This is a genomic window from Nocardia miyunensis NBRC 108239, assembly GCF_001613065.1.
GTDB classification, from domain to species: domain Bacteria; phylum Actinomycetota; class Actinomycetes; order Mycobacteriales; family Mycobacteriaceae; genus Nocardia; species Nocardia miyunensis.
On the sequence record NZ_BDBQ01000014.1, the window covers coordinates 85,331 to 110,901 of the forward strand.

General features: G+C 67.8%; 26 protein-coding genes. 8 read left to right on the forward strand and 18 right to left on the reverse strand.

The features are described from left to right. Positions 1 to 136: 136 nt before the first annotated feature. A complete protein-coding gene (locus NM2_RS08445; RefSeq protein WP_067666327.1) occupies positions 137 to 934 on the reverse strand; it encodes a putative protein N(5)-glutamine methyltransferase in 798 nt (265 codons plus the stop codon). Positions 935 to 961: 27 nt separating this feature from the next. Continuing rightward, complete coding sequence (locus NM2_RS08450) at positions 962 to 1,837, reverse strand: YdcF family protein (protein ID WP_245717909.1); 876 nt, start codon at positions 1,835 to 1,837, stop codon at positions 962 to 964. A 227-nt stretch (positions 1,838 to 2,064) separates the two neighbouring features. Between NM2_RS08450 and NM2_RS08455 the strand changes: the two genes are divergently transcribed. Then, positions 2,065 to 2,916: a bifunctional 5,10-methylenetetrahydrofolate dehydrogenase/5,10-methenyltetrahydrofolate cyclohydrolase gene (locus NM2_RS08455; RefSeq protein WP_067666333.1), complete on the forward strand. Its 852-nt coding sequence runs from the start codon at positions 2,065 to 2,067 to the stop codon at positions 2,914 to 2,916. Between the two features lie 55 nt (positions 2,917 to 2,971). Here the strand turns inward: NM2_RS08455 and NM2_RS08460 are convergent, their stop codons facing one another. Both NM2_RS08460 and NM2_RS08465 read right to left on the reverse strand, forming a co-directional pair. Then, entirely contained in the window at positions 2,972 to 3,724 is a 753-nt protein-coding gene (locus NM2_RS08460; protein WP_067666334.1) for a L,D-transpeptidase, read from the reverse strand. Positions 3,725 to 3,942: 218 nt separating this feature from the next. Then, positions 3,943 to 4,599: a cyclodeaminase/cyclohydrolase family protein gene (locus NM2_RS08465; protein WP_067666336.1), complete on the reverse strand. Its 657-nt coding sequence runs from the start codon at positions 4,597 to 4,599 to the stop codon at positions 3,943 to 3,945. A 168-nt stretch (positions 4,600 to 4,767) separates the two neighbouring features. On the opposite strand from NM2_RS08465, the gene NM2_RS08470 reads away from it, so the two are divergent. Continuing rightward, positions 4,768 to 5,805, forward strand: coding sequence for an LLM class F420-dependent oxidoreductase (locus NM2_RS08470; RefSeq protein ID WP_067666337.1), 1,038 nt, complete (start codon positions 4,768 to 4,770; stop codon positions 5,803 to 5,805). A 57-nt stretch (positions 5,806 to 5,862) separates the two neighbouring features. Here the strand turns inward: NM2_RS08470 and NM2_RS08475 are convergent, their stop codons facing one another. The 7 genes from NM2_RS08475 to NM2_RS08505 form a co-directional block, all read right to left on the reverse strand. Further along, positions 5,863 to 6,243 carry an STAS domain-containing protein gene (locus NM2_RS08475; protein WP_245717910.1) on the reverse strand — a complete coding sequence of 127 codons (381 nt, stop codon included), beginning with the start codon at positions 6,241 to 6,243 and terminating at the stop codon, positions 5,863 to 5,865. 179 nt (positions 6,244 to 6,422) lie between these two features. Further along, on the reverse strand, positions 6,423 to 8,693 hold the full coding sequence (locus NM2_RS08480) for a SpoIIE family protein phosphatase (RefSeq protein WP_067666342.1): 2,271 nt from the start codon (positions 8,691 to 8,693) through the stop codon (positions 6,423 to 6,425). Positions 8,694 to 8,760: 67 nt separating this feature from the next. Next, positions 8,761 to 9,393, reverse strand: coding sequence for a SpoIIE family protein phosphatase (locus tag NM2_RS08485; protein WP_067666344.1), 633 nt, complete (start codon positions 9,391 to 9,393; stop codon positions 8,761 to 8,763). After that, the gene (locus NM2_RS08490) at positions 9,386 to 9,808 is read right to left on the reverse strand and encodes an anti-sigma regulatory factor (RefSeq protein WP_067666347.1); all 423 of its coding nucleotides are present in this window, start codon (positions 9,806 to 9,808) and stop codon (positions 9,386 to 9,388) included. Before NM2_RS08490 ends, NM2_RS08485 begins: the two co-directional genes overlap by 8 nt. Continuing rightward, positions 9,786 to 10,175, reverse strand: coding sequence for an STAS domain-containing protein (locus tag NM2_RS08495; protein ID WP_067666349.1), 390 nt, complete (start codon positions 10,173 to 10,175; stop codon positions 9,786 to 9,788). The genes NM2_RS08490 and NM2_RS08495 overlap by 23 nt, the downstream gene beginning before the upstream one ends. Before the next feature lie 14 nt (positions 10,176 to 10,189). Then, on the reverse strand, positions 10,190 to 11,083 hold the full coding sequence (locus NM2_RS08500) for an STAS domain-containing protein (protein ID WP_067666351.1): 894 nt from the start codon (positions 11,081 to 11,083) through the stop codon (positions 10,190 to 10,192). Positions 11,084 to 11,228: 145 nt separating this feature from the next. Further along, entirely contained in the window at positions 11,229 to 11,783 is a 555-nt protein-coding gene (locus NM2_RS08505) for a MarR family winged helix-turn-helix transcriptional regulator (protein ID WP_084530612.1), read from the reverse strand. A gap of 216 nt (positions 11,784 to 11,999) precedes the next feature. On the opposite strand from NM2_RS08505, the gene NM2_RS08510 reads away from it, so the two are divergent. Continuing rightward, entirely contained in the window at positions 12,000 to 13,676 is a 1,677-nt protein-coding gene (locus NM2_RS08510) for a fumarate hydratase (protein WP_157120975.1), read from the forward strand. Between the two features lie 21 nt (positions 13,677 to 13,697). Here NM2_RS08510 and NM2_RS08515 read toward each other — a convergent pair whose 3' ends face one another. Together NM2_RS08515 and NM2_RS50125 are read right to left on the reverse strand one after the other, a co-directional pair. Then, positions 13,698 to 15,125 (reverse strand): FAD-binding oxidoreductase, encoded by a 1,428-nt coding sequence (locus NM2_RS08515; protein ID WP_169816135.1) that lies wholly within the window; start codon positions 15,123 to 15,125, stop codon positions 13,698 to 13,700. Next, positions 15,112 to 15,303 (reverse strand): hypothetical protein, encoded by a 192-nt coding sequence (locus NM2_RS50125; protein WP_169816136.1) that lies wholly within the window; start codon positions 15,301 to 15,303, stop codon positions 15,112 to 15,114. The genes NM2_RS08515 and NM2_RS50125 overlap by 14 nt, the downstream gene beginning before the upstream one ends. A 536-nt stretch (positions 15,304 to 15,839) precedes the next feature. Between NM2_RS50125 and NM2_RS48830 the strand changes: the two genes are divergently transcribed. After that, positions 15,840 to 16,130, forward strand: a complete 291-nt coding sequence (locus tag NM2_RS48830; protein WP_157120977.1) for a hypothetical protein — start codon at positions 15,840 to 15,842, stop codon at positions 16,128 to 16,130. Between the two features lie 171 nt (positions 16,131 to 16,301). On the opposite strand, the gene NM2_RS08525 is transcribed toward NM2_RS48830, so the two are convergent. The 4 genes from NM2_RS08525 to NM2_RS08540 form a co-directional block, all read right to left on the reverse strand. Further along, positions 16,302 to 16,679: a nuclear transport factor 2 family protein gene (locus tag NM2_RS08525; RefSeq protein ID WP_067666361.1), complete on the reverse strand. Its 378-nt coding sequence runs from the start codon at positions 16,677 to 16,679 to the stop codon at positions 16,302 to 16,304. Positions 16,680 to 16,740: 61 nt separating this feature from the next. Continuing rightward, positions 16,741 to 17,718, reverse strand: a complete 978-nt coding sequence (locus NM2_RS08530) for a zinc-binding dehydrogenase (protein WP_067666363.1) — start codon at positions 17,716 to 17,718, stop codon at positions 16,741 to 16,743. 64 nt (positions 17,719 to 17,782) lie between these two features. Beyond that, entirely contained in the window at positions 17,783 to 18,784 is a 1,002-nt protein-coding gene (locus NM2_RS08535) for a class I SAM-dependent methyltransferase (protein WP_067666365.1), read from the reverse strand. A 280-nt stretch (positions 18,785 to 19,064) separates the two neighbouring features. After that, complete coding sequence (locus NM2_RS08540; RefSeq protein WP_067666367.1) at positions 19,065 to 20,243, reverse strand: MFS transporter; 1,179 nt, start codon at positions 20,241 to 20,243, stop codon at positions 19,065 to 19,067. Positions 20,244 to 20,511: 268 nt separating this feature from the next. Here NM2_RS08540 and NM2_RS08545 point away from each other — a divergent pair, with 268 nt between their 5' ends. Continuing rightward, positions 20,512 to 21,594 carry a histidinol-phosphate transaminase gene (locus NM2_RS08545; RefSeq protein WP_067666369.1) on the forward strand — a complete coding sequence of 361 codons (1,083 nt, stop codon included), beginning with the start codon at positions 20,512 to 20,514 and terminating at the stop codon, positions 21,592 to 21,594. Between the two features lie 9 nt (positions 21,595 to 21,603). On the opposite strand, the gene NM2_RS08550 is transcribed toward NM2_RS08545, so the two are convergent. Further along, the gene (locus tag NM2_RS08550) at positions 21,604 to 22,218 is read right to left on the reverse strand and encodes a TetR/AcrR family transcriptional regulator (protein WP_067666371.1); all 615 of its coding nucleotides are present in this window, start codon (positions 22,216 to 22,218) and stop codon (positions 21,604 to 21,606) included. A 395-nt stretch (positions 22,219 to 22,613) separates the two neighbouring features. Between NM2_RS08550 and NM2_RS08555 the strand changes: the two genes are divergently transcribed. The 3 genes from NM2_RS08555 to NM2_RS08565 are packed head-to-tail and all read left to right on the forward strand — an operon-like array spanning position 22,614 to position 25,566. Further along, the gene (locus NM2_RS08555) at positions 22,614 to 24,101 is read left to right on the forward strand and encodes an amino acid permease (RefSeq protein WP_084530614.1); all 1,488 of its coding nucleotides are present in this window, start codon (positions 22,614 to 22,616) and stop codon (positions 24,099 to 24,101) included. After that, entirely contained in the window at positions 24,098 to 25,189 is a 1,092-nt protein-coding gene (locus NM2_RS08560) for an alpha-hydroxy acid oxidase (protein ID WP_067666373.1), read from the forward strand. The genes NM2_RS08555 and NM2_RS08560 overlap by 4 nt, the downstream gene beginning before the upstream one ends. Further along, the gene (locus NM2_RS08565; RefSeq protein ID WP_067666375.1) at positions 25,186 to 25,566 is read left to right on the forward strand and encodes a RidA family protein; all 381 of its coding nucleotides are present in this window, start codon (positions 25,186 to 25,188) and stop codon (positions 25,564 to 25,566) included. Before NM2_RS08560 ends, NM2_RS08565 begins: the two co-directional genes overlap by 4 nt. Positions 25,567 to 25,571 lie beyond the last annotated feature (5 nt).

The window sequence follows — 25,571 nt, forward strand, 5'->3', positions numbered from 1 at the left end:
GGCGACCCTACGTCGGACCAAGCCCTGGTTGCGACGTCGTCCCGGTCGGCGGGCCGGAACCGGCCATCCGGTGGTGAGCAGATATCGATGAATTCGAGCTGGCGTCCATGATGCCGATCCCCACGCATGCGGGGGGCTATCCAGCGGCGGCGCGGGTGCCGATGACGACGGTGGCGTAGAGTTCCTCGGATTTGGCAATCGTTGGTGTAAGTCCTTGTTGCGCAAGAATTGTCGTGGCGAGAGCGGATTGCTCGCGGCTGGTCTCGACCAGGAGGCGCCCGCCGGGGGCGAGCCAGTGCGGCGCCGCGGCCGCGACGCGGCGGAAGACGGCGAGTCCGTCGGGGCCGCCGTCGAGTGCGGTGTGTGGCTCGTGATCGCGGGCCTCGGGCGGCATATCGGCGATGGCGGCGGTCGGGACGTAGGGCGTGTTGGCCAGCAGCAGATGTACGCGTCCGGCCAGATTCGCGGGCAGGGGAGTGAACAGGTCGCCCTGGTGCACCGGTGCGTCCAGCGGCGCGAGGTTGCGGCGGGCGCAGGCCACGGCGGCGGGTTCCAGATCGCTCGCGCTGAGTTCGACGCGGATTCCGGTGGCGGACAACTCGGTCGCCACCGCGAGACCGAGCGCACCGCAACCACAGCACATGTCGAGGACAACGCACGGGTCGTGCCGATCGCCGATGGCGAGTTCGACCAGGAATCCGCTGCGCTGCCGCGGTACGAACACCCCGGGCGCGACCGCGACCCGCAACCCGCGAAATTCGGTCCAGCCCAGCAGGTGTTCCAGCGGGACACCGGACACTCGTTGTGCCACAAGGCCTTTCAGATCCGACTCGGAGGTCGCCGCCTCGGCCAGCAGCGCGGCCTCCTCCTCTGCGAACACACACCCCGCCGCACGCAGCGTGGTGACCAGCGAACCGATATCCGAGACGATCACCGGTTCATTGTGGCCGAGAGGTGCGGGTTAACCCGAATTCGGCAGGAAGGTGTGGGTGGCGTCCAGGTAGATGCCCCGCTGGGCGGCCTTGGACGGCGGCTTCAGCTGGGAGATGATCTCGTTGGGCGAGGTCATCGCACCCACCACCCGGGTCCCGGCGACGATGAAATCGGTGACCGCGCGGCGGATGTGATTCGGCGAGGTGATCACCACCGCGCCGCCGATGCCGCGATCCCGCATGATCCGGGTGCTGAACAGCGCGTTCTGCACCGTGGAACCCGATCGGTCCTCGACCAGGATGCGGGAGGCCGGGATGCCGTGGCCGATCAGCCAGCCCGCCATGGCGGCGGCCTCGGGGACCCCGTGCTGCGGTGCGCCACCGGTGACGACGATCGGTGAGTTGGGTGCGGCCATCGCCTGCAACCAGGCCGCCTGCAGCCGGTTCACCAGTTCGGGCCGCATCGTGCCGTTCGGCAGCAGACCGTAGCCGAGTACCACCAGCGCGGTGTGCGGATCGATCATGGAGGGCATCGGGTTGGGCAGGGTGCCCACACCCGCGCCGATCGCACCGAGCACGCCACGCGCGCCCGCGGCCATTCCGGGATCGATGCCGTTGAGCCTGTTCAGGGCCGCCTCCCGGGTGATCAGATCACCCGCGTAATCGGCCCAGATGGCCTGCAGGGCGAGCGACTGCGGCTTGTCGGGCGCGGCGGCGACCATGCGCCCGAGGTCCCGCAGTCCGGCTGCGTCGTGGCCGCTCACGAACTGAGCCTGCGCGGAGCGGTACAGGGAAGCCGGAGCCGGTATGTTGTCGGCGGCCGCGATCCCGGAGACGGATCCGACCGTGAGGAGGAAGGCCGAGGCGGCCGTGAGGACGTGGGGGGCACGTCGTGCGATTTTCACTGCTATCGATACCTTTCCGACCGAACGGATCATGCGGTGTAACTGGTAATTGGCTCGGAGACGGACGTCCCCACGATACGGACCGATCCCGGGCCTAGCGAGGATTTGGATGTTGTGAATTTCCCAATATCTCGCCGGTATTCTCTGTATCTCGCCGGTAGCGGAAGGGTAGCGGATAATGCGCGCCGCGTGTCGGGGCCCGTGGCGGGGCGATTAAGGTGTCAGGAGTGGAGACCATTTCGCTGACCGGCAAGGAACTCGCCGCCGCCCTCAATTCCGATACCGCCGAGCGCGCGGCCGCGCTCACCGAGCGGGGAGCCGCGCCGCGGCTGGTACTGGTGGTGGCCAATGACGATCCGGCCAGCGGGTGGTATGTCAAATCGCTCCAGCGTGCCGCCGGACGTCTCGGAATCGATTGCGACACAGTTGATCTGGGAGCCACCGCGACGGCCGACGCGATCCGCTCGCAACTGCGGAGCCTGTGCGCGGACATCGCTGTCGACGCGGTCATGCTGCAGACGCCGCTGCCGGACGGGGTCACCCTCCAAGACGTCAGTTCCGCGATCGCCGCGGCGAAGGATGTCGACGGGGTCAGCCCGCATTCGCTGGGCCTGCTGGCGACCGGCCTGCCGGGCTTCCCGCCCGCCACCTCCGAGGCCGTGGTGGAACTGGCCAAACATCACGAAATTCCGCTGGCCGGAAAGCATGTCGCGGTTGTGGGCCGCTCGAACGTGGTCGGCAAGCCCCTCGCGCAACTACTGCTCGCCGAGGACGCGACCGTGACGGTCTGCCACTCCCGCACCACCGATCTGCCCGCGGTCACCGCCGCGGCGGACATCGTGGTCGCCGCGGCGGGCCGCGCAGGTCTGATCACCGGCGACCATGTGCGCGAGGGCGCGGTGGTCATCGATGTCGGCACGAACGAGGGACCGGACGGCAAGATCGTCGGTGATGTCGACGCGGCATCGGTACAGGGCAGAGCCGGTGCGCTGAGCCCGGTTCCGGGCGGGGTCGGCCCGGTCACCACCGCCCTGCTGATGCGGCACGTCGTCCGGGCGGCCGAGGCGAGCCGGGCCTAGGGTATGACGGCGAGCCGCGCCCGAAACACGCGGCTCGCCAGCGGTTCGTCACCGCTCACCAGTGTGTGGTCACCGGATCGCCGACGCTGACCTGGTTGAAATACCACTGGGCGTCCGCGGGCGCGAGATTGATACATCCGTGACTGACGTTCGAATGGCCCTGCTGCCCGACCGACCACGGCGCGGAATGGACGAAAACTCCGCTCGAGGTGAGTCTTTCGGCGTATTCGCCTTTCAGGTAATAACCCTCGGGCGAGTTGAGCGGAATACCGATGGTGCGCGAATCGAAGATGATGTTGCGATCCTTCTCCATCACGGGGAAGGTACCGACCGGTGTCGGGTGTGCCGGTTTACCCATCGATGCGGGCATCACCCGCGGCGCCTGACCGGGAATGAATACGGTGAAGGTGTGCGCGGACATATTGGCCTCGGCGCGAGTGCCGCCATTGCTGGCGAATTGCGTTTTCGTATGACCCGCCTGCACCGTGAATCGGGCGTTGACCGGCAGCAATCGGTCCGGTGTCCAGACCAGTTCCCGATCGCCGTGCCAGGCGAATGTGCCAGGTAAGCGCTGGTCGGCGGTGATCGTGACGGCTCGTTCGGCCCGTGCGCGATTCGTGACCGGCTGCGCGAAATCGACCGTGACCGGATGGGCGATACCCACCAGTGCTCCGTTGCCGGGTGAAATTGACGTTACGGCTGGAATCTGTTGTGGCGTGACCGATGCCGCGACGGCGGTGCCCGAGCCGATCGCCGCGAGGGCCGCGATGACGATCGCGAACAACAAATGACGAATCATGTTCCGCATGACCCCACCCCTCTCGCTGGTGTGGTTATAAGACATTTATCTTAGATTTCATGATCATGCGGGACCGCCGCATGCGCACGCATCGTAACCGAATTGTCGCATGTCGCTACGTGACGGGTTGCCGGTAATGTGCTGGTCAGGCGGAAATGGTGTGAGTGACCTAACATCCGACCCGGTGGATTACCCGGGTCGATGCGGTTCGGTGGGAATATCCGGTGTCAGCGGTGAACGGCGGCCATCACATCGGTGTAGACCGCGTCGGCGCGGGCGGTGAGCTCCTCGATGCGGGTGAGCACGGGGACGAACTCCGCGCCCTCGCCCTCGCCGAGGGAGGTCACATTGATGGCGATGTTGAGCCGGGAGCTGGTGGCCGCGGCGCGGGCGGCGTCGGCGGCCGCGCCGATGTCGGTGACCACGTTCGGATTGCCGATGGGCAGTAGATCGGCTGCGAGAGAAAGGATTTCGTCGGCCTCGGCGACGACCGCGGCGGGCACACGCGCGGCCTGGATCAGCGCGGCGGTGATCGCATCGCCGCGTGCGGTGCGCTCGGCGTCGGTCTCCTTGGGCAGCTTGTAGGCCGCGCCGACGGCGGTGAAGGCCGCGGCATCCGCGTCGGCCAGGGCCAGCGAACGCTCCCGCGCCGAGTCGGCGGCCGCGATGATCCGATCGATGGCGGGACGGTTGTCGGCATCCTTGGCGCGGGTGGTGTACCGCGCGACCATGGCCACCAGCGCGGCGGCCTGGGCCGCGTGCAGGGCCGCGACGGCGCCGCCGCCGGGGGCCGGGATCTTGGCGGCCAGATCGTCCAGGTACCGCCCGATGGCCGAGGCACCGAGGCCGGTGGTGCCGGTGGACGATGCGGTGTCCTGAGACATGTTGCGGGGCCTCCCGTTTCGGTGCGCGGCTGTCCGGGTGATCGGCCGGGCCGATCGGCGGAGGGGACGCGCAATACCGTACCGGGTCGGCCTTCGCGCCCGGGGCCCGGCACCCGCGGCACGTGCCCGTGCATCCGCCGGACGTCGGTGCGCAGTAGGTTGAGCGTCATGCGTATCGGATTGGGCATCAACTATGCGGGCGGATTCAAGGAGGTCGCGGCCGAGGTCGCGGATCTCGAGCGTGCCGGCCTGGACATCGCGTTCGTGCCGGAGGCGTACTCCTTCGACGCGGTCAGCGGACTGGGCTATCTGGCCGCCAAGACCGAGCGCGTGCAGCTTGCCTCCGGCATCCTGCAGCTGTACACCCGCACACCTACTCTGACGGCGATGACCGCGGCCGGGCTGGACTACGTCTCGGACGGCCGGTACATCCTGGGCCTGGGCGCGTCGGGCCCACAGGTGATCGAGGGCTTCCACGGCGTGCCCTACGACGCCCCGATCGGCCGCACCCGCGAGGTCGTGGAGATCTGCCGCCGGGTGTGGCGGCGCGAGCGCCTGTCGTTCGAGGGCAAGTACTACACGATCCCGCTGCCCGCCGAGCAGGGCACCGGCCTGGGCAAATCCCTCAAACTGATCAATCATCCGGTACGCGAACGCATTCCGGTGCTGCTGGCCGCGCTCGGGCCGAAGAACGTGCAGTTGGCCGCGGAGATCGCCGAGGGCTGGCAGCCGATCTTCTTCCTGCCGGAGAAGGCCCACGACGTGTGGGGTGAGAGCCTGGCTGCCGGTAAGGCGAAGCGTGACCCGGCCCTGGGCGAACTCGAGGTGTTCGCCGGACCCGCGCTGGCGATCGGTGACAACGTCGAGGGACTGCGCGAATTCGTCAAGCCGCATCTGGCGCTGTATATCGGCGGCATGGGGGCCAAGGGGAAGAACTTCTACCACACGCTGGCCACCAAATACGGCTACGGTGACGCCGCGAACCGCATCCAGGAGCTCTACCTGGCCGGTGAGAAGGAGGCGGCGGCCAAGACGGTGCCCGACGAGCTGGTGCGCGACATCTCGTTGATCGGGTCCGTCGGGTTCGTGAAGGAGCGGGTGGCCGCGTTCGCCGAGGCCGGGGTCACGGTGCTGAACGTGGCGCCGATGGCCGAGACCGCCGCGGACCGGGTGAAGTTGATCGAGCAGCTGCGCGATCTGGTCTGAGACGGCCGAAAACCCGTCACCCCGGCCCACAAGGCGGGATGACGGGTGTCGCGGCGTCTAGTTCTGGCGCAGCGCGGTCAGCGCGCCGTCCAGGGTCGTGTGCATCGAGAAGACCTTGTCCAGGCCGGTCACCTTGAGTTGGCGGCCGGTGGCCGGGCCGTCCGCGACGACCATGATGCGGGTGGTCTCGCCGGCTCGCTTGTGCGCGCCGACGAGGGCCGCCATGCCGGCGGATGCCAGGAAGCTCACCTGGGTGAGATCGATGATGACGACCGCGGGCTTTCCGCCCAGTGTCGCCTCGATCGCACTCTCCAGCGTCGGGGCGGTGGCCAGATCGACCTCACCCGCCACCGTGAGCACGGTCGCTTCGTCGTGCACCGAGACCGATGTGGTCATCGCGTCGGCGAGGGGATGCGCGTCTCCGGAAGTGTTGGTCACCTAGACAATCTGCCACGAACCCGCGCCGGATGCCGCATCGTCTGTGGGATTGTCGGTGTTTCGTAGTATCCCCGAACGCGAAAAGCCCAGGTACGCCTGGTAATCCGAATTTTCCGCAGATTCGCTGCCGATACGTGCTCCGCTGGCCCAGATGTGCCATGTGTGCGACGGGGGTGCTCTCAGACTCGGCTGGCCGCCGAGAACGACACCGCTGGAAGTTTGGCGATCATCCGCACATGCGTGCCGACTCCGACGTGATCGATCGTCAGCTCGTCGGTCAGCGCGTGCATCATGGCGATACCGCGCCCGCGATACCCGGGATCCTCCGGGAGCGGTCGCCAGTTGCCGTCGTCGGAGACCTCGATGGTGACGCGGTCCAGCGCGCAGTCCGCGGCCAGCGTCACCCGGCCGGGCGAGCCGCCGAGATACGCGTGCTCGATGCAGTTGCTGCATGCCTCGTTGGCGGCGGCGACCAGATCGGTGGCCAGATCGGCGGGCACCGCCGCCGCGCCCAGCCATTCGGTCAGGCGGCGTCGCATACCGGCCAGCTGGCTCGCCTCGGCGGGCTCGTCCAGTTGCAGCGCCCGCGGCGGTTGACGGTAGACGACCATGGCGACGTCGTCGTCGTAACCGCCCGCCGGCCGCAGCCGGGACAGGACGGCGTCGGCGACCTCCCGCGGCGGCATACCCGCCGCATCGGACAACTCGTCGGCCAGTTCGTCGAAGCGCGCGTCGATATCGACACCGCGCTGCTCGACCAGGCCGTCGGTGAACAGCACCAGGGTCGAACCGGGTTCGATCGTCGTGGTCGCCTCGGGACGCTGCGGGGTGTCGAAGGTTGCCAGCGGCACCGCGAGCCCGCCCTCGAGCAGGCGGCCCTTCGTCCCGGGCGCGGCCAGCACCGGTGGCATGTGTCCGGCGTTGGAGTAGCGGAACGTTCCGCGTTCGGGATCCAGGATCGCCGCGCAGACGGTCGTGCACATCGCGCCCGGGATGCGCGCGGCGACGGTGTCCAGCTCGGCCAGCAGTTGTGCCGGTCCGGCCCCGCGCAGCAGCAGCGCGCGGGCCGCGGTGCGCAACTGGCCCATCACCACGGCCGCGGACAGGCCACGACCGACGCAGTCGCCGACCACCAGGCCGATCGCGCCGTCGGCGAGCTGCACGACGTCGTACCAGTCGCCGCCGATCTCGAGCGGGGGCAGCGCGGGCTCGTAGTGCACCGAGAACCGCGGTGGCAGTTCGATCGGGCCGAGCATCGCGCGTTGCAGCGTCAGCGAGGTGGAACGAGCCGCGTCGAAGTTGCGCGCGCGTTGCACGGCCAGGCTGAGCTGACCGACCAGCAGCGAGAACAGCGCCCAGTCGCCCGGGCTGATCGCGCGGGGCGCGGCAAAACGCAGCCACAGCGCGGCATCGCCGGTCTCGCCCAGCGGCGCCACGATGCCCTCGGAACTGGCCGCGCCCTCGGGAATGGCGAACATCGTGCGGCCGGGGCGCACCCAGGCGCGATCCAGCAGCGCGCGCGCCCGCGCATCGAGCACCTGGCGCGACTGCACCGCGTCCTCACCCGAGACGTACAGTTCCGGTCCGGTCTGCCGATTCGGCCACATCGACACCACCGCGGTCTCCGCGCCGATCGCCATGCGCAGCTCGTCCAGCCCGACGGTGAGCACCTCGACGACGCTCGTGCACGCCGCGACCGCGGTCGCCAGCCGCGAGACGGCCTGGTCGCGGGCCTGGGCGTCGTGTTCGGCGGTGACGTCGCGGATCGTGCCGACGAAGATCCGCTCGTCGTCCTCGGGCCGGATCAGCGAGGACGTGCTGACCGCGAGCCACAGCCGCCGCCCGTCCCGATGACGCACCGGCATCACGAATTGGGCCGCCTCGGTGCCCAGATCCGGATAGTGCGACTCCTCGGAGATCGACCACGGATGCGGCACCGGATAGGGCACGGTCTCGGGCCCGTAGCCGGTCAGCGCGCCGAAGGCGGAGTTGACCTCGGTGATGGTGCCGTGCGAATCGGCGACGAAGAATCCGTCCTGCAGCGATTCGACCAGTGCGGTGCGGAACGTGTCGCGTCCCTCGAGGTCCTCGGCGCGCAGCCGCTGCAACTCGTAGGACCGGGTGCTGTCCAGGAATCCGCGGGTGGCCACATCGAGCGCGGCCAGGGTCTGCAGCAGGAATTCCAGCGCGGTGTCCCCGGCCTCCGGGCCGCCGGGATGTTCGGTGCCCCCCTGCTCCGGGACCGCGGCGGCGGGCGGCGGGGCGAGCAGATTCCATCGGCCCAGCAGCCGGAAGTGATGTTCGGTGAGATCCAGGATGCTCACGCCCTCCACGAGGGCGCGGCGGCCGAGTTCGTATCCCTCGGCGAGGGTGTACTGGGTCGGCGAATCCAGGTGCAGGCGTAGCGCATTCGTGTACGCCTCGCGGAAGGCCGCCAGCACCGTGGTCATGTCGAGGCCTCGCTGCCGCCGCCGGAATTCGCCACCGGTACGACGTGCGTGCGTGGTGTGCGCCGGCTCATTGCACGGGACCCGTATGCCCGCGATGACGCGCGGCCAGCACCAGTGCGTCGTCGGTGTTCTTGGAGTGGCCGTCGAGGATGTCGGCGGTGATCTCGGACGTCGGCCGGGACAGGTCGACGGTGTCGACGAAATCGCTGACGATGCCGTCGGTGGTCATCAGCAGCAGATCCCCCGCGCGCACCGGGACCGTCTGCGTCTGCAGATTCGGCGGCAGCCGATAGCCGACGATGCCCGCGGTGAGCAGTGCGGTCGCCCGGACCGCGAGTTTGCCGGGAGCCTTGGCCAGGATCCGGGACTCGACATTGCCGACGCCGAGCCAGTGCACCCGGTCACCGGAGTCGAACAACGCGAGAGTCAGTGCCGCGCCGCGTGTTTCGGCCAGGGCGCGATGGCACAGCAGGACCAGTACGTCCAGGGGTTCGGCGCGGTTGTCCGAGAGGACCTGGGCCGCGCGATCGGCGGCCTCGGCGGCGGCGGCGCCGTGTCCGAGTCCGTCGAGCACCGCGAACAGCACCGAATCCCCGCCCGCGTCCAGGACCACCGCTCGGTCCCCGGAGACGCGTTGATCGGGAAGTGCACGTCCGGCCGCGGCCCATTCGATGGTGCCGATCAAGCCGTCCTCATGCACGAGGCACCCACTTCCACATCTCGACCAGTGTTCCCTGGCCGGGACCGGAGTCGATGATCAGCTGGTCCATCAATCGGCGCGCGCCCGGAAGCCCGAGGCCCAGACCGCGCCCGGTGGAATAGCCGTCCTCCAGGGCGCGCGGGATGTCCAGGATGCCTGGCCCCTGGTCCTGTGCCTGGACCACGAGTGCCGAACGTCCTTCTCGATCCTCCACAGCCACGCGGACCTCACCGGTACCGGCGTAGCTGGTGATATTTCGGGCGATCTCCGAGATTGCGGTGGAGATCATGGTGATGTCGGTCAGGGAGAAGCCCAGCTTCGCTGCTAGTTCTCGCCCGGCCTGACGTGCGGTGACGATGTCGCTCGACACCTTGACCGCGATCACCACACTGTCACCGACCACGGTCACGACCATCTCGTTGGTTACGGGTGTGTAGCTTGCTGTTCAGCCAGGACAAGCCCTCTTCGAGGTCCAGGGCGGTATGCATGTCCTCGAAGGTGAGACCCAGCTGGACCATCGCGAACGCGACTTCGGGCTGCAATCCGACGATGACCGTCTCCGCACCCCGCAGCTTGGTCATATGGGCGATCGTACGCAGCGAGCGCGCGGCGAAAGAGTCCATGACGTCGATCGCGGTGACGTCGACAATGATGCCCTGGGCGCGATATCTGCTGACGTAGGTCATCAGATCGTCCTGCAGGCGCTCGGTGTCGGCGTCCGTGAGGGCCGATTGCACGGACGCGATCAGGTAGGTGCCCTGTTTCAGAATGGGTACCGGCATATTCCCGCCTCGGGTTACCGTCCGTCGCGATCGGTCAGGCGGGAGATCTCGTATCCGAGCAAACGCTCCGCCGTCTCGATGCCACCCTGCAGATCGCCGACCGCGTTCATCTTGGTCAGGTCCAGGCCGATGGTGACCAGGGCCAGCGCGATCTCCGAGGACAGGCCGGTGAGGATGACGTTCGCGCCCATCAGCCCGGAGGCGTCGACCGTCTGTACCAGGTGGTTGGCGACCGTGGAGTCGATCATGGGCACACCGGTGATGTCGATGACGACAACCTTGGCGCGGTTGGCTCGGATCGCGCGCAGCAACTGCTCGGTGAGCTGGCGGGCGCGCTGGCTGTCCAGCACGCCGATGATCGGCAGAATCAGCAGCTGCTCGCGGACCTGCAGGACCGGCGTGGACAGCTCGCGGATGGCCTCCTGCTGCTGGCGGATGACGCGCTCGCGCTCCTGAACGAAGGAGATGGCCACGGTGTTGGCGATTCGGTTGGCGGCCGGTTCGTAGGCGTCCAGTACCCGTTTGAGCAGATCGAAGTCCGATTGGTATTTCTCGAAGAGGCTGCGCGCGAGCACATCTCGCAGCAGCAGCACGATGCCGATGACCTCTTCGGTCTCGACCCCGCGGGGGATGATGCGTTCGGACAAGTCCCGCGCGTACGCCTGCAGGGCCTCGACGCTACCGGTCTGCAACGCCTCGACGTAGTTGTCGTAGATCGAGGTCGCCTCGGAGAAGACCTCCTCCGGCGTCATCGCGGTCAGCAGTGCGGCGACGCCGATGCGACGGGCCCATTCCTCCCGCAGTTCTGTGCGGTTCTGCCGCAGGTGCTCGACCAGCTGAGGGAGCAGGTCGTCGGCCGAGCCAGTCGGCAGCGAATCCGGCGACAGGCCGATGGACACGTCGGACATGGAAACTCCTGCCCCTTTCGTTAAGGGTAGGTCGGTTACTTCGTCGGGCTCGCTCGCACACGGCTGCTCATCGCATGCCCTGTCGAGCCTAGTCTTACCCGATACCCGCTGGATGCCAAAACAAACATTGCCCCGCGTGGGACGCTCAGCCCGCGCGGCCGTCTCGGTCGCGCAGATGCGGCTCGTCCCGGCGGTCCGAGAGCTGGTCGGATGCTGTGTCGAGGGCGCTGATCCGGGTTCGGGCGGGGCGCCGGTGGTGGGTCAGCAGTGTGTCGTAGATATCGGCGAGCGCGGTGAGCTGATCACGGTCCAGCACATCGATCATGTGCCGCCGGACACTGTCGACGTAGGCGGGTTCGGCGGTGGTCAGCACCTCCGAGCCCTTACCGGTCAGGACGGCAGCCGTGCGGCGGGCGTCATCCGGAATCGATTCGCGCGCAACGAGTCCGCGCTTCTCCATCCGCGTGATCTGATGTGACAGTCGGCTCTGCGACCATTCCAGGACCGCGGCGAGTTCGGCGAAGCTGCGCCGGTGGTCGGGGGCGTCGGCCAGCCTGGCCAGCACCGTGTACTCCACGTAGGTCAGGTTCGAGGCCCGCAGCGAATCGCGGCCCACGGCCGCCGCGATGAGGTCGCGGGTGAACACGAAGCCGAGCCAGGCCCGGGACTCGAGATCGTCGAGCCAACGGATTTCGGTCACGATCTCGTGCCGCCTCCGTGCCGGGTCGAGCTTGGACTTGTCATGCGTTGCCTTCCACCTCGGTCGTGCCCACTTCAATGACAGGTACACCGACCCTGTTGAAGGTGCAACCTGTGTTCCGTACCGGGCAAGATTAGGCTTGCCTGACATCGGGCGGGCAGGCGGCCGGTGGATACAGTGCGAAATGCTCGATTCCAGCCACAAGGAGTGCGATTCGTGACCACGCCTGACTTCCTCTACTCGGATCTGCTGCCGACCGGCGCCGACGAGACCCCCTACCGGCTGCTCACCACCGAGGGAGTCAGCACATTCGAGGCGGGCGGACGGACGTTCCTGCAGGTCGAGCCCGATGTGCTACGCATGCTGACCGCCGAGGCCATGCACGACATCAGCCACTATCTGCGCCCGGGACATCTGTCCCAGCTGCGCAAGATCATCGATGATCCGGAGTCCTCGGGCAACGACCGGTTCGTGGCGTTGGACCTGCTCAAGAACGTGAACATCTCCGCGGGCGGCATTCTGCCGATGTGCCAGGACACCGGCACCGCGATCGTGATGGGCAAGAAGTCCGAGGGCGTGCTGACCGGTGCGGACGACGCGGAGTGGATCTCGCGCGGCGTGTTCGACGCCTATACCAAGCTGAATCTGCGGTATTCGCAGCTCGCCCCGATCACCATGTGGGACGAGAAGAACACCGGCTCCAACCTGCCCGCGCAGGTCGAGTTGTACTCCACCGCGGCCGATCCCGAGCATCCGGCGTACAAGTTCCTGTTCATGGCCAAGGGCGGCGGCTCGGCGAACAAGTCCTTCCTGTTCCAGGAGACCAAGGCCATCCTGAATCCGACCCGGATGCTGGAATTCCTGGACGAGAAGATCCGCTCGCTGGGCACCGCGGCCTGCCCGCCGTACCACCTGGCGGTCGTGATCGGCGGCACCAGTGCCGAATTCGCGCTCAAGACCGCGAAATACGCCTCGGCGCACTATCTCGACGCCATGCCCACCTCGGGATCCATGGCCGCGCACGGCTTCCGGGATGTCGAGCTGGAGCAGGAGGTGTTCAAACTCACGCAGTCCTTCGGCATCGGCGCGCAGTTCGGCGGCAAGTACTTCTGCCACGACGTGCGCGTGATCCGGCTGCCGCGGCACGGTGCGAGCTGCCCGGTGGCGATCGCGGTGTCCTGTTCGGCGGACCGGCAGGCGCTGGCCAAGATCACCCCCGAGGGCGTCTTCCTCGAGCAGCTCGAACGCGAACCGGCGCAGTACCTTCCGGAGCAGACCGACGCCATCCTCGGTGGCGATGTGGTGCGGGTCGATCTGAACCGGCCGATGTCGGAGATCCGCGCGGAACTGACGAAATACCCGGTCAAGACCCGGCTTTCGCTGAGTGGTCCGCTCGTGGTCGCGCGGGACATCGCGCACGCCAAGATCAAGGAGCGCCTGGACGCGGGTGAGGAGATGCCGCAGTACCTGCGCGATATGGCCGTCTACTACGCCGGTCCGGCCAAGACGCCCGACGGGTACGCCTCGGGCTCGTTCGGCCCGACCACGGCCGGTCGGATGGACTCCTACGTCGACCAGTTCCAGGCCGCCGGTGGCTCGTTCGTCATGCTGGCCAAGGGAAATCGCTCCGCGCAGGTCACCAAGGCGTGCAAGGAGCACGGCGGGTTCTATCTCGGCTCGATCGGCGGTCCCGCCGCTCGACTGGCGCTGGACTGCATCAAATCGGTCGAGGTGCTGGAGTATCCGGAGCTGGGCATGGAGGCGGTGTGGAAGATCGAGGTGGAGGATTTCCCGGCCTTCATCGTCGTGGACGACAAGGGCAACGACTTCTTCGCCGAGACCCAGAAGCCCATCGCTCTGCGCGTGCGCACTCGCTCGGCCGAGCGGGTCTGATTCGCTGCCCGGGAACTCGCCTCAGAGCGTGATTCCCGTGCGCAGCAGGCGATTCGGGTCGATGAACCGGGCCAGCGTGCGCAGGCGGGCGACGTTGCCGACGTAGTAGCGATCCGCCGTGACGCCGGGTTCGGTGTAGTTGGCGTACGCACCGGCCGAGGCCGCGCCCAGGGTCCGGTGCGCGCCGGTGATCCACGCGCGCGCGTCCTCGGGTGAGTCGGGTTCGTCGACGATCCACTGCAGCGTCGCGGCGTGCGCGCGCCAGGGGAATGCGCAGGCATCGGCCCGGATGTCCCGCACCGCGCCGTCGAGTGGGTCGACGAGTACGTAACCGGTTGCCCCGCTGCGGGATCGGGCCGTGACGATATCGACGATGGTGCCCGCCACCGCCGCGTCGAGTTCGCGCACGATGTCCGATCCGGCGATCTTGGTCGAACGCGGGATGGTCGATCCGCCCGCGATGTCGTCGGCGGCCGCCAGATGGCCCAGGGTCCGGCGGGTGACCGACGCCGGTGTCGTGGCGGCCGCGGCGGTGAGTCCGGCGGCTGCCGCGGCGCCCTGTCCGGCGGGCGTGACCATCAGCACGGAGCATTCGACAGTGCCTGCGGCAGTGCCGATCTCGACATTCGACCAGACCGATCGGTCGGCGGTGGGCAGCCAGCGGGCCCAGCCGGTGAGGACCCGTGCCGCGGCCTCGGTGGGGAAGCGGAGCCGGACGATATCGCGGTCCTGCGCCGCGTGGGTGCGGAAGGTGAGCGAGGTGAGGATTCCGGCGCTGCCGCCTCCGCCGCGCAACGCCCAGAAAAGTCCGGGCAGTTGGTCGGCGGAGGCGTGCGCGGTTCCGCCGCCGGGCAATACGACGTCGGCGGATTCCAGTGCGTCGCAGGTCAATCCGTAACGTCGCGAGTCGACGCCCAGACCGCCGCCGAGGGTGAGCCCGGCCAGTCCCACGCTCGGGCACGAGCCGACCGGCAGCGATCTGCCGGACTCGGCCAGTTCGGCCAGTACCGTGCGAATGGTCGCGCCCGCGCCGACGGTCACCAGGTCGCCGGTCAGCGTGATGTCGTCGAGGCCGCGCACATCCACTACGACCGTGCCCGTGGTCGCCGACGCGCCCACATACGAGTGCCCGCCCGCGCGGGCGGCCAGGGGCAGGCGGTTGTCACGGGCGAAGGCCACCGCCGCGGCGACGTCGTTCGCAGTCGTGGCCCGGACCACCGCCAGCGGTGAATCGGTGTCGAACTGCGGATCGAAAAGTTGCTTGGCAGAGGCATATTCGCCATCGGCAGGCAGTAACAACTTCGTCTGCAACCGCTTTCGCAGAACACCCCAGTCGAGCGGGGCCGCGGTGGACGTACCGGAGCGTGTGAGGGTGGTGGCCGCGGTCAGTGCGCCGACGCCGCGCAGCAGGGCGCGGCGTCGAACGGGGCCGCCGTCATTCGAAATCACCCGATGTTCTCCCGCCGGAGTAGGGGCAGCGACCCGCGCGTACCGAACTCGATCGGGCTCGGTACGCCCGACCATACCCGGCGTCTGCGCGGGCGGGGGACAGCGCGGTCAGTGTGACCAGGGCCGCGGCGCCGAACGCGGCGGCGGCGATGAAGATCATTTCCGGGGTGGATGACATGGCGGCTCTCGTTTTTCTGCGCAAAGTTCTCCGTCGTTCGGACTCGGCCGCGGGCGAATGCGAGTGCTCGCACGCCCGTGCTCAACGTGATGGGCGCGGCCGTGCCGACGGTGGGAACCAGGAGGCGGTCGAGTGTCCGTGCGCCACGCCGGGCCGGGTGGTCGGCGCGGCCGCGACTGATGTGAGAATCAGTGCGGCGCAGGGTATCCGGGTGGCATGCAGCATCGAACCGTACCTCCTGAGCCTGAGTTCGTGAAGCCGATCACCGATCGCGGTGGCGCACCGGCGGACTGGTGCCGCCGCCGCGAGGTGATCACAGCGTAGCGAATGGTCAGCTATCGGCAGGAACGGCGGTGCGCCGGGATGGATAGGGTCTGCGGTCGTTCCGCCGAGACCGAAGGTCCCATATCGGAGCGAAATTAGGGCAAAATGTATCGACACGCCGAATTCCCTGACCATTACCGGTGTGGCGGTGTGTATAAGTGTGCATTCTGAGTACTCGGCGACGTTCGGGCATCTTCCCCGGATCGGTCGAGATGATGGAGGTTTCGGGCGTGCAACGGCGAGTTGCGGGGGAGTGGTCGGTGCCGATGGGGGAGCCGCGGATGCGGCAGATCCCCGGTGCGGCAGTGGGGGATTCGGGGCGGGTCCTGCCGTGGTGTCCGCCTGGATGGTTGCTTCTGGAGTTACCGACCGCACTGCTGCTCGCGGTCTTCGTCGGCACCGGATGGCTGGGGTACGCCCAGCACGGACGGCCCACGACCGGTCGACCCATTCCCGCGGTCGTCCTCCCGGCTCCGGATCCGGCCGCGCCGGGCATGCGCTGAGCGACAGCGGGCTCGCGCGTCCAGGAGGTCGCCCCGATCGAGCGGTCCGGGGGGATTCGGGGCGCACGGCGCACCACCGCGTTCCGGGAACCGCAGGGCCGCAAGGAGGTTCGCCTCGGTGTAGGGTCGCCACCGCGTGCGCGTCGGCGGACGGGCGGGCGGTGGCGACCCTCACATCAGACGACCGGTGTTCAGCTGTATGTAGCTGTTTCTCTCGACGACTTTCCCCTCCGCAAATTTCCAGAAGTCGGCGAATCGGAGCTGTAGGGGCGCGCCGTCGAGGAAGAAACCGTCGAAATGACCTTGTGTGGCGACGTGGTCGTCACTTTCGAGAATCGTCTCGACCACGTGGTTGCCCTCCCCGACAACTCGTTCGTTCCGGTAGAATTCCTCGATCGCGGTAAGGCCCTCGAATACCGGATATCCTGGCCGGCGATATACGGCTGTGCTCGCGAAGCGCGCCAGCACGGCAGGTATATCTTTGGCATCGACCGCGGTGTAATAGTCGAGTATGATTTCTGCCTGCGTCGATAATTTGATTGTTGACATTGCGGTTCGCTCCTTACCGCTGGTATGTCGGAAATAACTCTCTCATCGGTGACTGATCGGATCACACCATATCGAGAACGATCTTGGCGCGGCCTGCCGAGGGAGCCACGGCCATCGAATAGGCGCGGTCGGCATCCGACGGTGCGAAATGATGGGTGATGTAGCGATCGGCGAGGTCGGGAAATTTCGCGAAGTATTCGTTCGCCGCGCTCAACGCCGCCTGTTTCCGTATCGTGGTGCCCGCCATCAATGTCAGGTCCTTACGCACCAGCGTCTGGAACGGAATCGTATAGTTGAGGTCGTCCGGAATGCCGAAGTAATACAGCACTCCCTCGGGGGCCAGGGCGTTCGCCGCGTGACCCAGCGTCGACTGCTGGTGTCCGACCGCCTCGATCACGATGTCCGGCCGATCGGCGTCGTCCAGGTTCGCCGACCACACATCGGAGGTGGCATGGATCGTTTCGTCGAAACCGAAATCCGCCGCGATGTCGTCTCTGGCGACCCGATCCACGCCACGCACGCTGCGGGCGCCCATCGCCCTGGCGGCATGGCCGAACAGCAGGCCCATCGGACCCAGCCCGAGGACCGCGACGTCGCGGCCCGAGACCGAAGGAATGCGCTGGACGGCCTCGAGGACGCAGGCCAGCGGCTGCAGCATCACCGCCACGTTCGGCGCGAGCGCCGGGTCGTAGGCCGCCAGCCCGGAAGCCGCGCTCTCGACGTATTCCGCGATGCCGTTGTCCTCGGACGCCCAGCCGACCACCCGCTCGCCGACGGCCAGGGCCGCGGACTTCGACGCGACCACTTCGCCGACGATCTCGTGCAGCGGAAACCCGGGCGCCCCCGCCATCGCGGGCGAGGGAGCCGCACCGCCCCACGGCAGCGGGAGCTGCCCGCGGAAGTAGGGCAGATCGCTGCCGCATATTCCACCGGCGAGAGTCCTGAGCAGAACCTCACCCTCGGCGAGGTCAGCCGCCGACGGGGCCGGAACCTCCGCTTCTTCGAAGCGAGCCGGCGCCGTCAGAATCTGCGCCCACATCTTTCTTCCCTTCGGATCTGTTTTGCCTGCTCATGGCCGCGGCCGGTGCATGGTTACCGGGACATCAGCCGCGTTCGAGAATCGTCGTCACCAGCATCTTGTGGTCCTCCATGCTCCGCACCACCGACCAGCCCAGGTCGGCGTACGCCTGCTCGTACTCCTGCTGTGTCCACAACCTGACGCCGGTGACCGCGTGGTAGATCTCGTAGGTCGGGGAGAACCACGGTTGCGCCGTCCAGCGAGGCGCCGCCAGCAGATATCCGTCGCCGACCACCAGTCGCCGCACGTTCGGGAACCAGCGCATCCAACCACGCAGCACCGAGGTGATGCCGTCGCCGTCACTGGCCAGCTGGTGCAGCAGGAAGAAGGTCATGGCGGTGGTGACCGCGTCCCGGTCCACCTCGGCCAGCCAGGCCGGCAACTCGGGCTCGGGCTGAACTGATCCGGGCAGCAGCGTGATGCGATCGGACAGGCCCAGCCGGGCGACCTCGGCGGTGGCGTCCGCGATCACCCCGTCCTCGATGTCGACCCCGATGAACTGCTCCTTCGTCGCGATTCCGGCCAGCGCCTGCACCCGGCCGGAGTCGGCGCAGCCGAGATCGATGGTGGTGCCGGGGGTATCGGCGGCGATGGTCTGCCCGATGCTGGCGAAGATCTCCGGCCGCCGCCGAGCGATATCGGTGCAGGAGCGCGCCACGGCGCCCGGATCGGTGAGGGCCGGGACGGAATTGCGATGCGCGTTGCCGGACAATTGCCGGAATGTCGGCTCCCAGCCTCGGACTACACCGCGCACGAAGCCGCGATTCTTGGCGATATCGTGCCCGCTGTGGGTCAGGTGGTAATGCGATCCCTGTCTGATGAGAAAACCGGCGCGTTCCAGTGCGTCGGCGACGGTGGCCTCGACGCCGGTGGTCGGTGTGATGGTGTCGCCGGCCAGCGCCACGGTCCACCATCCCCAATCGTCGGCGGTGACGATGAGTTGCCCGGCGGTGTGGCCCTCGATGACGTCTCGGATGGTCAACTCGGCGGCCGTGGAATGGGGCTCGAGTGGTGTCACTGCGGTCATGATGGACCTTCCTCGGGTTCGGCGATGAGGTGATGGGATGATGGGGTTTCGGCGATGGCGCCCCATGTCGGAATCTGTTCGCTGGAAATGTTTTTCGAGGTATATGACAAGTAGAACAAACGGTTTTTGTCGTACGGTGAACTCGCGTAACGAATCCATTTCGTGTGCGATGCCGAATACGTCGCGGATTCATTCGACAGGCGCGGGGTATTCTCGCATCATCACCTGTTCCGGTCTTCCGATTTCATGGATTGCGGTCCGGATGTGCGCGGGGCGGTCGCTATGCGGTTGTGGTCGGCTGCGATATGAGGGCGGGGTCCGCTGCGCGCGACGATGCGCGCCGCCGGACGAGGGCGGTGGTCACGGTCAGCACGGCCAGGATCACCGTGCCGGCGAGTACTCCGTCGCGCATCGATGCGACGGTGGCGATCAGGCCGAGCGCGATCGTGGCGATCGCCGCGAACAGGTAGGCGACCGCCGCGAAACGGGAGGTGGCGCGGGCGTGCTGGTCCGGCGGGGTTGCGGCGCTGGCGATTTGGAGACCGGCACGGTAGCCCAGGCCTTGACCGCAGCCGGCCACGATGCCGCCGCACAACAGCAGCGGCAGGCTGTGTACCCAGGACACCGCCAGCGTGAGCGAGACGCCGGCCACGATGATCACCTGTGCCACCACGGGTTCGGCGGGAATCGTCTTCGGCGGGATCACTTGCAGGACGACCCAGGCGGACACGACGTACAGGGTGACCGGGAGGGCCAGCAGCGCGAGGTTGCCGGTATTAAGAAGTGCGGCACCATAACTGGGCAGCAACGCGATCGTGAGACCGGCGGATACCCAGGCGGCGGTGCCGGTCAGATAGCCGACCGCCTTCGGCTCGAGGGCCGGTCCTATCGCCTGCGGCGTCTGCGGTGTGGAGTGGGCCGCGTCGAGTCCCTCGGCCCGATCCGCGAACACCACCAGCGCGGCCAGGGTCAGCAGGACGGCGTGCCCGGCATATGTGACCACCCCCGGGGCGGGCAGGTATTGGGCCACCGTCGCGGCGGCGAAAGTGCCGACCGCGGAACCGAATACGGTAGCCGTCGCCACCGCGGTACGCGCGCGTTCGCCCCGGCGCTCCAGAATCAGCCCGGCCAGCGAGCCGGTGACCAGCCCGACCGAGAGTCCGGAGAGCACCCGCGCCCCGCACGCCACCCACGGCGAATGTGCCAGTGCCATGGTCACATCCGCCCCGACGCCGCAGGCGGCGCCTACGCCGATCCGCCACCACCACGACGACCGCGTCGGGGGGGTGCCCACCACCGTGAGCGCCGGTGCGAGCGCGAACAGGTAGGTCGCGAAGATGACCGTGATGAGCAGCGGCGCCAATGTCCAGACGTGCCGGTAGTACGGCATCATGCCGGTGGCCATATTGGGTTGCGCCATGATCAGCACGAGGAGTGCGCCGGGGGTCGCTGTCCGCATCAATCCTCCCAAGTGAGGAGATCTTCTCGATTGAGAGTAGCCAAATGGGAAGAACTTCTCTACTCGGCAGCGGCTTTCGCTATGATGTGACGACCGTCATACCGTCTCGATTGGGCGCTCCCGGACTCGGCCCGCGCTGCCGGGCGCCCCTCGCGTCGTGCTGCGCGGGCCGCGTCCGGAGATTGCATGCGCGTGAAATATGTTGCGGCGCAGTTATATCCGCAACCAGTGTGGGGCGGGAACGCGGTGCGCTCGTTATATTGGGGCGATGACTCCCCGCTTGCGGCCGGATCTGCACACCATCCCCACCTATGTGCCCCGGCTCGCCCTGCCGGATTCGATCGACCCGATCGAATTGGCCGGTAACGAGACCACATTCGGGCCGTTGCCGTCGGCGCTGGAGGCGGTGTCCGCGGCGGCCGCCGGGTCGAATCGGTACCAGGACAACCGTTCCGGGGAACTGGTCGGCGCCCTAGCGGATGTGCTGGCGGTACCGCGCGACCGGGTGATCGCGGGCTGCGGCAGCGTGTCGCTGTGTCACAATCTGGCGCTGATCACCTGTGGCGCGCCCACCGACGAGGTGCTGATGGCGTGGCGGTCGTTCGAGACCTATCCGATCGCGGCTCGGATCGCGGGGGCTCGGGTGGTGCAGGTCCCGCTGGCGGACGACGTGCACGACCTGGACGCGATGGCGGCGGCGGTCACCGCGAACACCCGGTTGGTGTTCGTGTGTAACCCGAACAATCCCACCGCCACCGCGGTGGGCCGGGCCGAACTGGAACGATTCGTCGATGCGGTGCCGCCGCACGTGCTGGTGTGCATCGACGAGGCGTATCTCGAGTTCCTCCGCATGCCCGACCGTCCCGACGGCGTGGAGATCGGCCGGAACAGGCCGAATGTGGTTGCGCTGCGCACGTTTTCGAAGGCGTACGGGCTGGCGAGCTTGCGGGTGGGCTACGCCGTGGGCGATCCGGCCGTGATCGCCGCGCTGCACCGGGTGCACGTCGCGTTCAGCGTCGGGAGGGTGGCGCAGGCGGCGGCGCTGGCCTCGCTCGCGGCCCCCGGCGAGCTGCGGCGGCGCACCGACGCGGTGGCCGCCGAGCGCGAGCGGGTCCGCGACGCGCTGTGTGCGCTGGGCTATCCGGTGCCGCCGAGCCAGGCGAACTTTCTCTGGCTGGGGTTGGCGGACGAAGCGACGTCGTTCACCGTCGCCGCCGCCGAGGCGGGCATCCGGGTCGCCGACTACGGCGAGGGGGTGCGCGTCACGATCGGGACGCCGGCGGAGAACGACGCGTTCCTGACCTTCGCCGCCGCGTGGGCCCGGACGGCGCAGCAGTGTCGTTCGGCCTGAGGCCGCTGATCAGCGAGCCACGGCCGCTCCGATCCGCAGTGCGCCCTCGGTGGCGTGAGTCAGGTAATCGGTGATCGTCTCGGCGGACCATCCGCGGTGCTCGCCGAGGTCGTAGATCACGCGTTCGTCGAAGATCGTCGTCCAGAGCAGTACGGCCGCTTCAGGATCGGGCTTCGGCATGTGCCCGGTCGCGAACAGATCATCGAGCACCCGGCCGAGCACGTCGTAGAGCTGGACGATTACCGGATCGCCGGCGTGCAGGCGCTCGATCATGCCCTCCGGGCTGCGGATGTGGCGGCACGCCTCGCCCCACGTCTGTGCCTGGGACACCCACATCGCGCAGCTGCGCCGGAAGCGCGTCAGCGGGTCGAGGTTCGTCTCGACCTCGCCGAAGGCGCCGAGCAGTTGCCTGATCGCGCGGGCGCTGTGCGCGTAGAGCGCCTCGGCCGGCGTGGCGTAGTGGCGGTATGCGGTGGCGACACCGACCCCCGCCTCGCTGGCGAGTTCGGGTATGGAGAAATCGACTCGGCCGCAGCGTAGAAATCGTTCCACCGCGTCGGTGAGCAGCGTGCGGCTGCGGAGCGCATCGCTGCGCAGCCGGACTCCTTCGTCTGCACCGGTCATGGCCCCAGTGTATCTGAGAACAACTTCCCACTTGTCCCGGGTCTGTGCTAGCCTCGCCTAACTGGTAAGAAGTTCTCAGTTATCTGGTGGTCGATATGCCCCCTGTACGTCTCCTGGTCGCGTCGGTCTTCCCGATGCGCGCGGCGGTCCCAGTGTCGGTGTCCCTCGTTCTCTCCGTGCGAATCTCGGAGTTCGCCTGATCCTTTTTTCATCGATTACGTTGTGCCGCTTCGGAACAGCCGGAGCGGCTATCGGCACATCCGTGAAATATGTTGTGCCACAACGAGTTTCGTAAAATAATGGTACATCGCGTTTACATCGCGTAATCGCCCGGAAAAATTCGTTCGGTCTCATTGAATGGCGAAAGGCTCCCATGTTCAGCGGAAGGACGCGCCGTGGCTGTCACCATTCACTCCCGTACCAATGCCCTGCGTAGGAGAACACCCGACGCGCTACTGACGCCGACGGCCGGTGCCGAGCGGTCCGCGCTGCGCCGGCGACTCGGCAGGCTCGATCTGGTCGCCATCGGCGTCGGCTCCATCATCGGCGCCGGCATCTTCGTCACCACCGGTGTCGCCGCTGCTACGAAAGCCGGTCCGGCACTGATGATCTCGTTCGTAGTGGCGGGAATCATCTGTGTGCTGGTCGGATTGTGTTACAGCGAGCTGGCGTCGATGTCGCCGATCTCCGGCAGCGCCTACAGCTACACGTATCACGCTATGGGCGAGCAGTCGGCATTCCTCGTCGGTTGGAATCTGTTGCTGGAGTATGTGGTTGCCGGGGCCGCAGTGGCCATCGGATGGTCGGGCCTGTTCGTCGCGATGCTGAAATCGCTGTTCGGCTGGCAGCTTCCGCACGCCATCATCGCCGGTCCGACGGCGGGCGGGGTGATCAACCTGCCCGCCGTGGTGGTGATCGGCCTGATCGTGCTGGTGCTCGCGTTCGACGTGAAGATCGCCGCGGCCGTGGTCAAGGTCCTGGTTTGCGTGACCCTGCTGGCGCTGCTGCTGGTGGTCGTGATCGGCGCCCCGCACATCACCGTCGCGCACTGGACGCCGTTCGCCCCCTTCGGTTTTCACGGCATCGTGGCGGGCGCCGCGCTGGCGTTCTTCGCCTATCTCGGCTTCGACATCGTCGCGACCTCGGCCGAGGAGGCCAAGCGGCCCGCGCGCGACCTACCTTGGGGCATGATCGGTTCGGTTGTCATCGCGACGCTGCTCTACATCGCGGTCACCCTCGTGCTGACCGGCGTGGCTCCGTACCCGAGCCTGAACAACTCCGCGCCGGTGGCGACCGCGCTGAGCGCGATCGGGGCCGGGTGGATCGGCAACGTGATCCTGGTGGCCTCGGTGGTCGCACTCGGCAAGGGTCTGCTGGCGGTCATCTACGCACAGAGCCGCCTGGTATTCGCCATGTGCCGCGACGGTCTGCTGCCGCGGGCGCTGGCGGTCACCAACCGGCGCGGCGCGCCGGTTCGCGCGGTGGTGATACTCGGCGTGCTGGCCGCGGTCATCGCGGGCCTGCTGTCCATCGACACCGTTGCCGAACTGGTCAACATTGGCGCCCTGGTGGCGTTCGCCTTCGTCTCGGTCGGCGTGCTGATCCTGCGCTACACCGAGCCCGAGCGCCCGCGCAGCTTCCGCACCCCGTTGATGCCGGTGGTGCCGCTGCTGGCCGTTGCCGGCTGCGTGTGGCTGGCCACCACGCTGAGTTCGCTGACCTGGCTGCGGTTCGTGATCTGGACCGCGATCGGAGCCGTGCTGTACATCGGCTACGGCTACCGGCATTCCACCGCCCGAAGCGCTGCCGCGGATACCGGAGAACAGCCGGTCGCCGATGAATCCAATACGGGCACAACGACATCCCAGGCGGTGGCGCAGTGAGCAGCACCCTGTATCCCGTCGACGTCGAGTTCGGCAGCCTGAACGAGATTCACACCGCCGCGATGTCCACCATGTCCAGCGAGCTGGCCGACTATCTCGAGGGCGGCGCGGGACTGGAGGTGACCCTGGACGCCAACCGGGCCGCCTTCACCCGCCACCGTATCCTGCCCGAGCCGATGAGCGGCGTGCAGCAGCCCTCGCTGCGAACCAGCGTGCTCGGAATCGAGCTGGCCACACCGATTCTCACCGCCCCCTTCGGCGGCGACGGGCTGTTCCATCCGGACGGGCACTGCGCCGTGGCGACCGCTGCCGAGCGCTCGGGCACGGTGGACATCGTGCCCGAGGCGGGCACCCACTCCTACGAACACGTCCGGCGGGTGGCCCCCGGAGGGGCGCGGATCGCGCAGCTGCACCCGTTCGCGCACGCCGCGCACAACGCCGAGCGGATCGTCGCGGCAGGCTACGACGCCATCTGCGTCACGGTGGACTCCGCGATCGGCGGCTTCCGTACCCGCAACATGCACAACCGGTTCGCGCCGGACCTCTACGCCTTCAGTGGCAACCTGACGGGTCTCGGTGAGGGGGATCCGTCGGTGGCCGAGGTCATGAGCCGATTGGTGCACGGCGGAGCTCAGCCGTGGAACTGGACCCAGCTGGCGGCGACGGCTCGGCATTTCCGGTTGCCCTGGATCGCCAAGGGCATCCTCACCCCGGCAGCGGCCGAACGGGCGCTGCAGGCCGGTGCGGCTGCCCTGGTGGTATCCAATCATGGTGCGCGCCAAATAGATCCGGCACCGGCCAGCCTGGATATGTTGCCCGCCGTCCGGCGCGCGGTGGGTCCCGAGGTGCCGGTGCTGCTGGACAGCGGCGTGCGCACCGGCGCGGATGTCTTCCTCGCGCTGGCGCTGGGCGCGGACGCGGTGATCATCGGCCGCGCCGCCATCTACGGCCTCGCGGCGGCGGGCGTGACCGGGGTGACCGGAGTACTGGACCTGCTCACCGAGGAGTTGCGCGTTCTGATGATCCTCTCCGGCGCCGCGAGCATCGCGGACATCACCGCCGAGCGGGTGCTGGAGGTGCGACCGTGACATCGGGCAATGCAGCTGGGGGAGCCCCGTTCCCGGCCGTGGTGCGCGCGGGCGGACTCGTCTACACCTCCGGGCTGGCGTGCATCGACCCCGCGACGATGGCGCCCCGAGTGGCCGATTTCGACGGCCAGTGCCGCGACGTGCTGGCACAGCTCGACGCGGCGCTGGACGATACGGGTTGTCGCCGGGAGCACGTGGTGAAGCTGGAATGCTTTCTGGCCGAACGCAAGTACTACCCGGCCTGGAACGCGGCGTTCGTGGAGTTCTTCGGCGCGCACCCGCCGGCGCGCACCACCATCGTCACCACCCTCCCGGCCGAGGGACTGCTCATCGAGGTGCAGGCCGTGGCATCCGTCGCGGCGCCGCATCGGCTGTGATGAAG

Excerpts from the sequence above, each read along its gene's own strand:
- NM2_RS08460 (WP_067666334.1), bottom strand. The coding sequence starts at position 3,724 with ATGCGGAACATGATTCGTCATTTGTTGTTCGCGATCGTCATCGCGGCC.
- NM2_RS08465 (WP_067666336.1), bottom strand. The coding sequence starts at position 4,599 with ATGTCTCAGGACACCGCATCGTCCACCGGCACCACCGGCCTCGGTGCC.
- NM2_RS08470 (WP_067666337.1), top strand. The coding sequence starts at position 4,768 with ATGCGTATCGGATTGGGCATCAACTATGCGGGCGGATTCAAGGAGGTC.
- NM2_RS08480 (WP_067666342.1), bottom strand. The coding sequence starts at position 8,693 with ATGACCACGGTGCTGGCGGCCTTCCGCGAGGCGTACACGAATGCGCTA.
- NM2_RS08490 (WP_067666347.1), bottom strand. The coding sequence starts at position 9,808 with ATGGTCGTGACCGTGGTCGGTGACAGTGTGGTGATCGCGGTCAAGGTG.
- NM2_RS08495 (WP_067666349.1), bottom strand. The coding sequence starts at position 10,175 with ATGCCGGTACCCATTCTGAAACAGGGCACCTACCTGATCGCGTCCGTG.
- NM2_RS08500 (WP_067666351.1), bottom strand. The coding sequence starts at position 11,083 with ATGTCCGACGTGTCCATCGGCCTGTCGCCGGATTCGCTGCCGACTGGC.
- NM2_RS50125 (WP_169816136.1), bottom strand. The coding sequence starts at position 15,303 with ATGTCATCCACCCCGGAAATGATCTTCATCGCCGCCGCCGCGTTCGGC.
- NM2_RS48830 (WP_157120977.1), top strand. The coding sequence starts at position 15,840 with ATGATGGAGGTTTCGGGCGTGCAACGGCGAGTTGCGGGGGAGTGGTCG.
- NM2_RS08525 (WP_067666361.1), bottom strand. The coding sequence starts at position 16,679 with ATGTCAACAATCAAATTATCGACGCAGGCAGAAATCATACTCGACTAT.
- NM2_RS08530 (WP_067666363.1), bottom strand. The coding sequence starts at position 17,718 with ATGTGGGCGCAGATTCTGACGGCGCCGGCTCGCTTCGAAGAAGCGGAG.
- NM2_RS08535 (WP_067666365.1), bottom strand. The coding sequence starts at position 18,784 with ATGACCGCAGTGACACCACTCGAGCCCCATTCCACGGCCGCCGAGTTG.
- NM2_RS08540 (WP_067666367.1), bottom strand. The coding sequence starts at position 20,243 with ATGCGGACAGCGACCCCCGGCGCACTCCTCGTGCTGATCATGGCGCAA.
- NM2_RS08545 (WP_067666369.1), top strand. The coding sequence starts at position 20,512 with ATGACTCCCCGCTTGCGGCCGGATCTGCACACCATCCCCACCTATGTG.
- NM2_RS08550 (WP_067666371.1), bottom strand. The coding sequence starts at position 22,218 with ATGACCGGTGCAGACGAAGGAGTCCGGCTGCGCAGCGATGCGCTCCGC.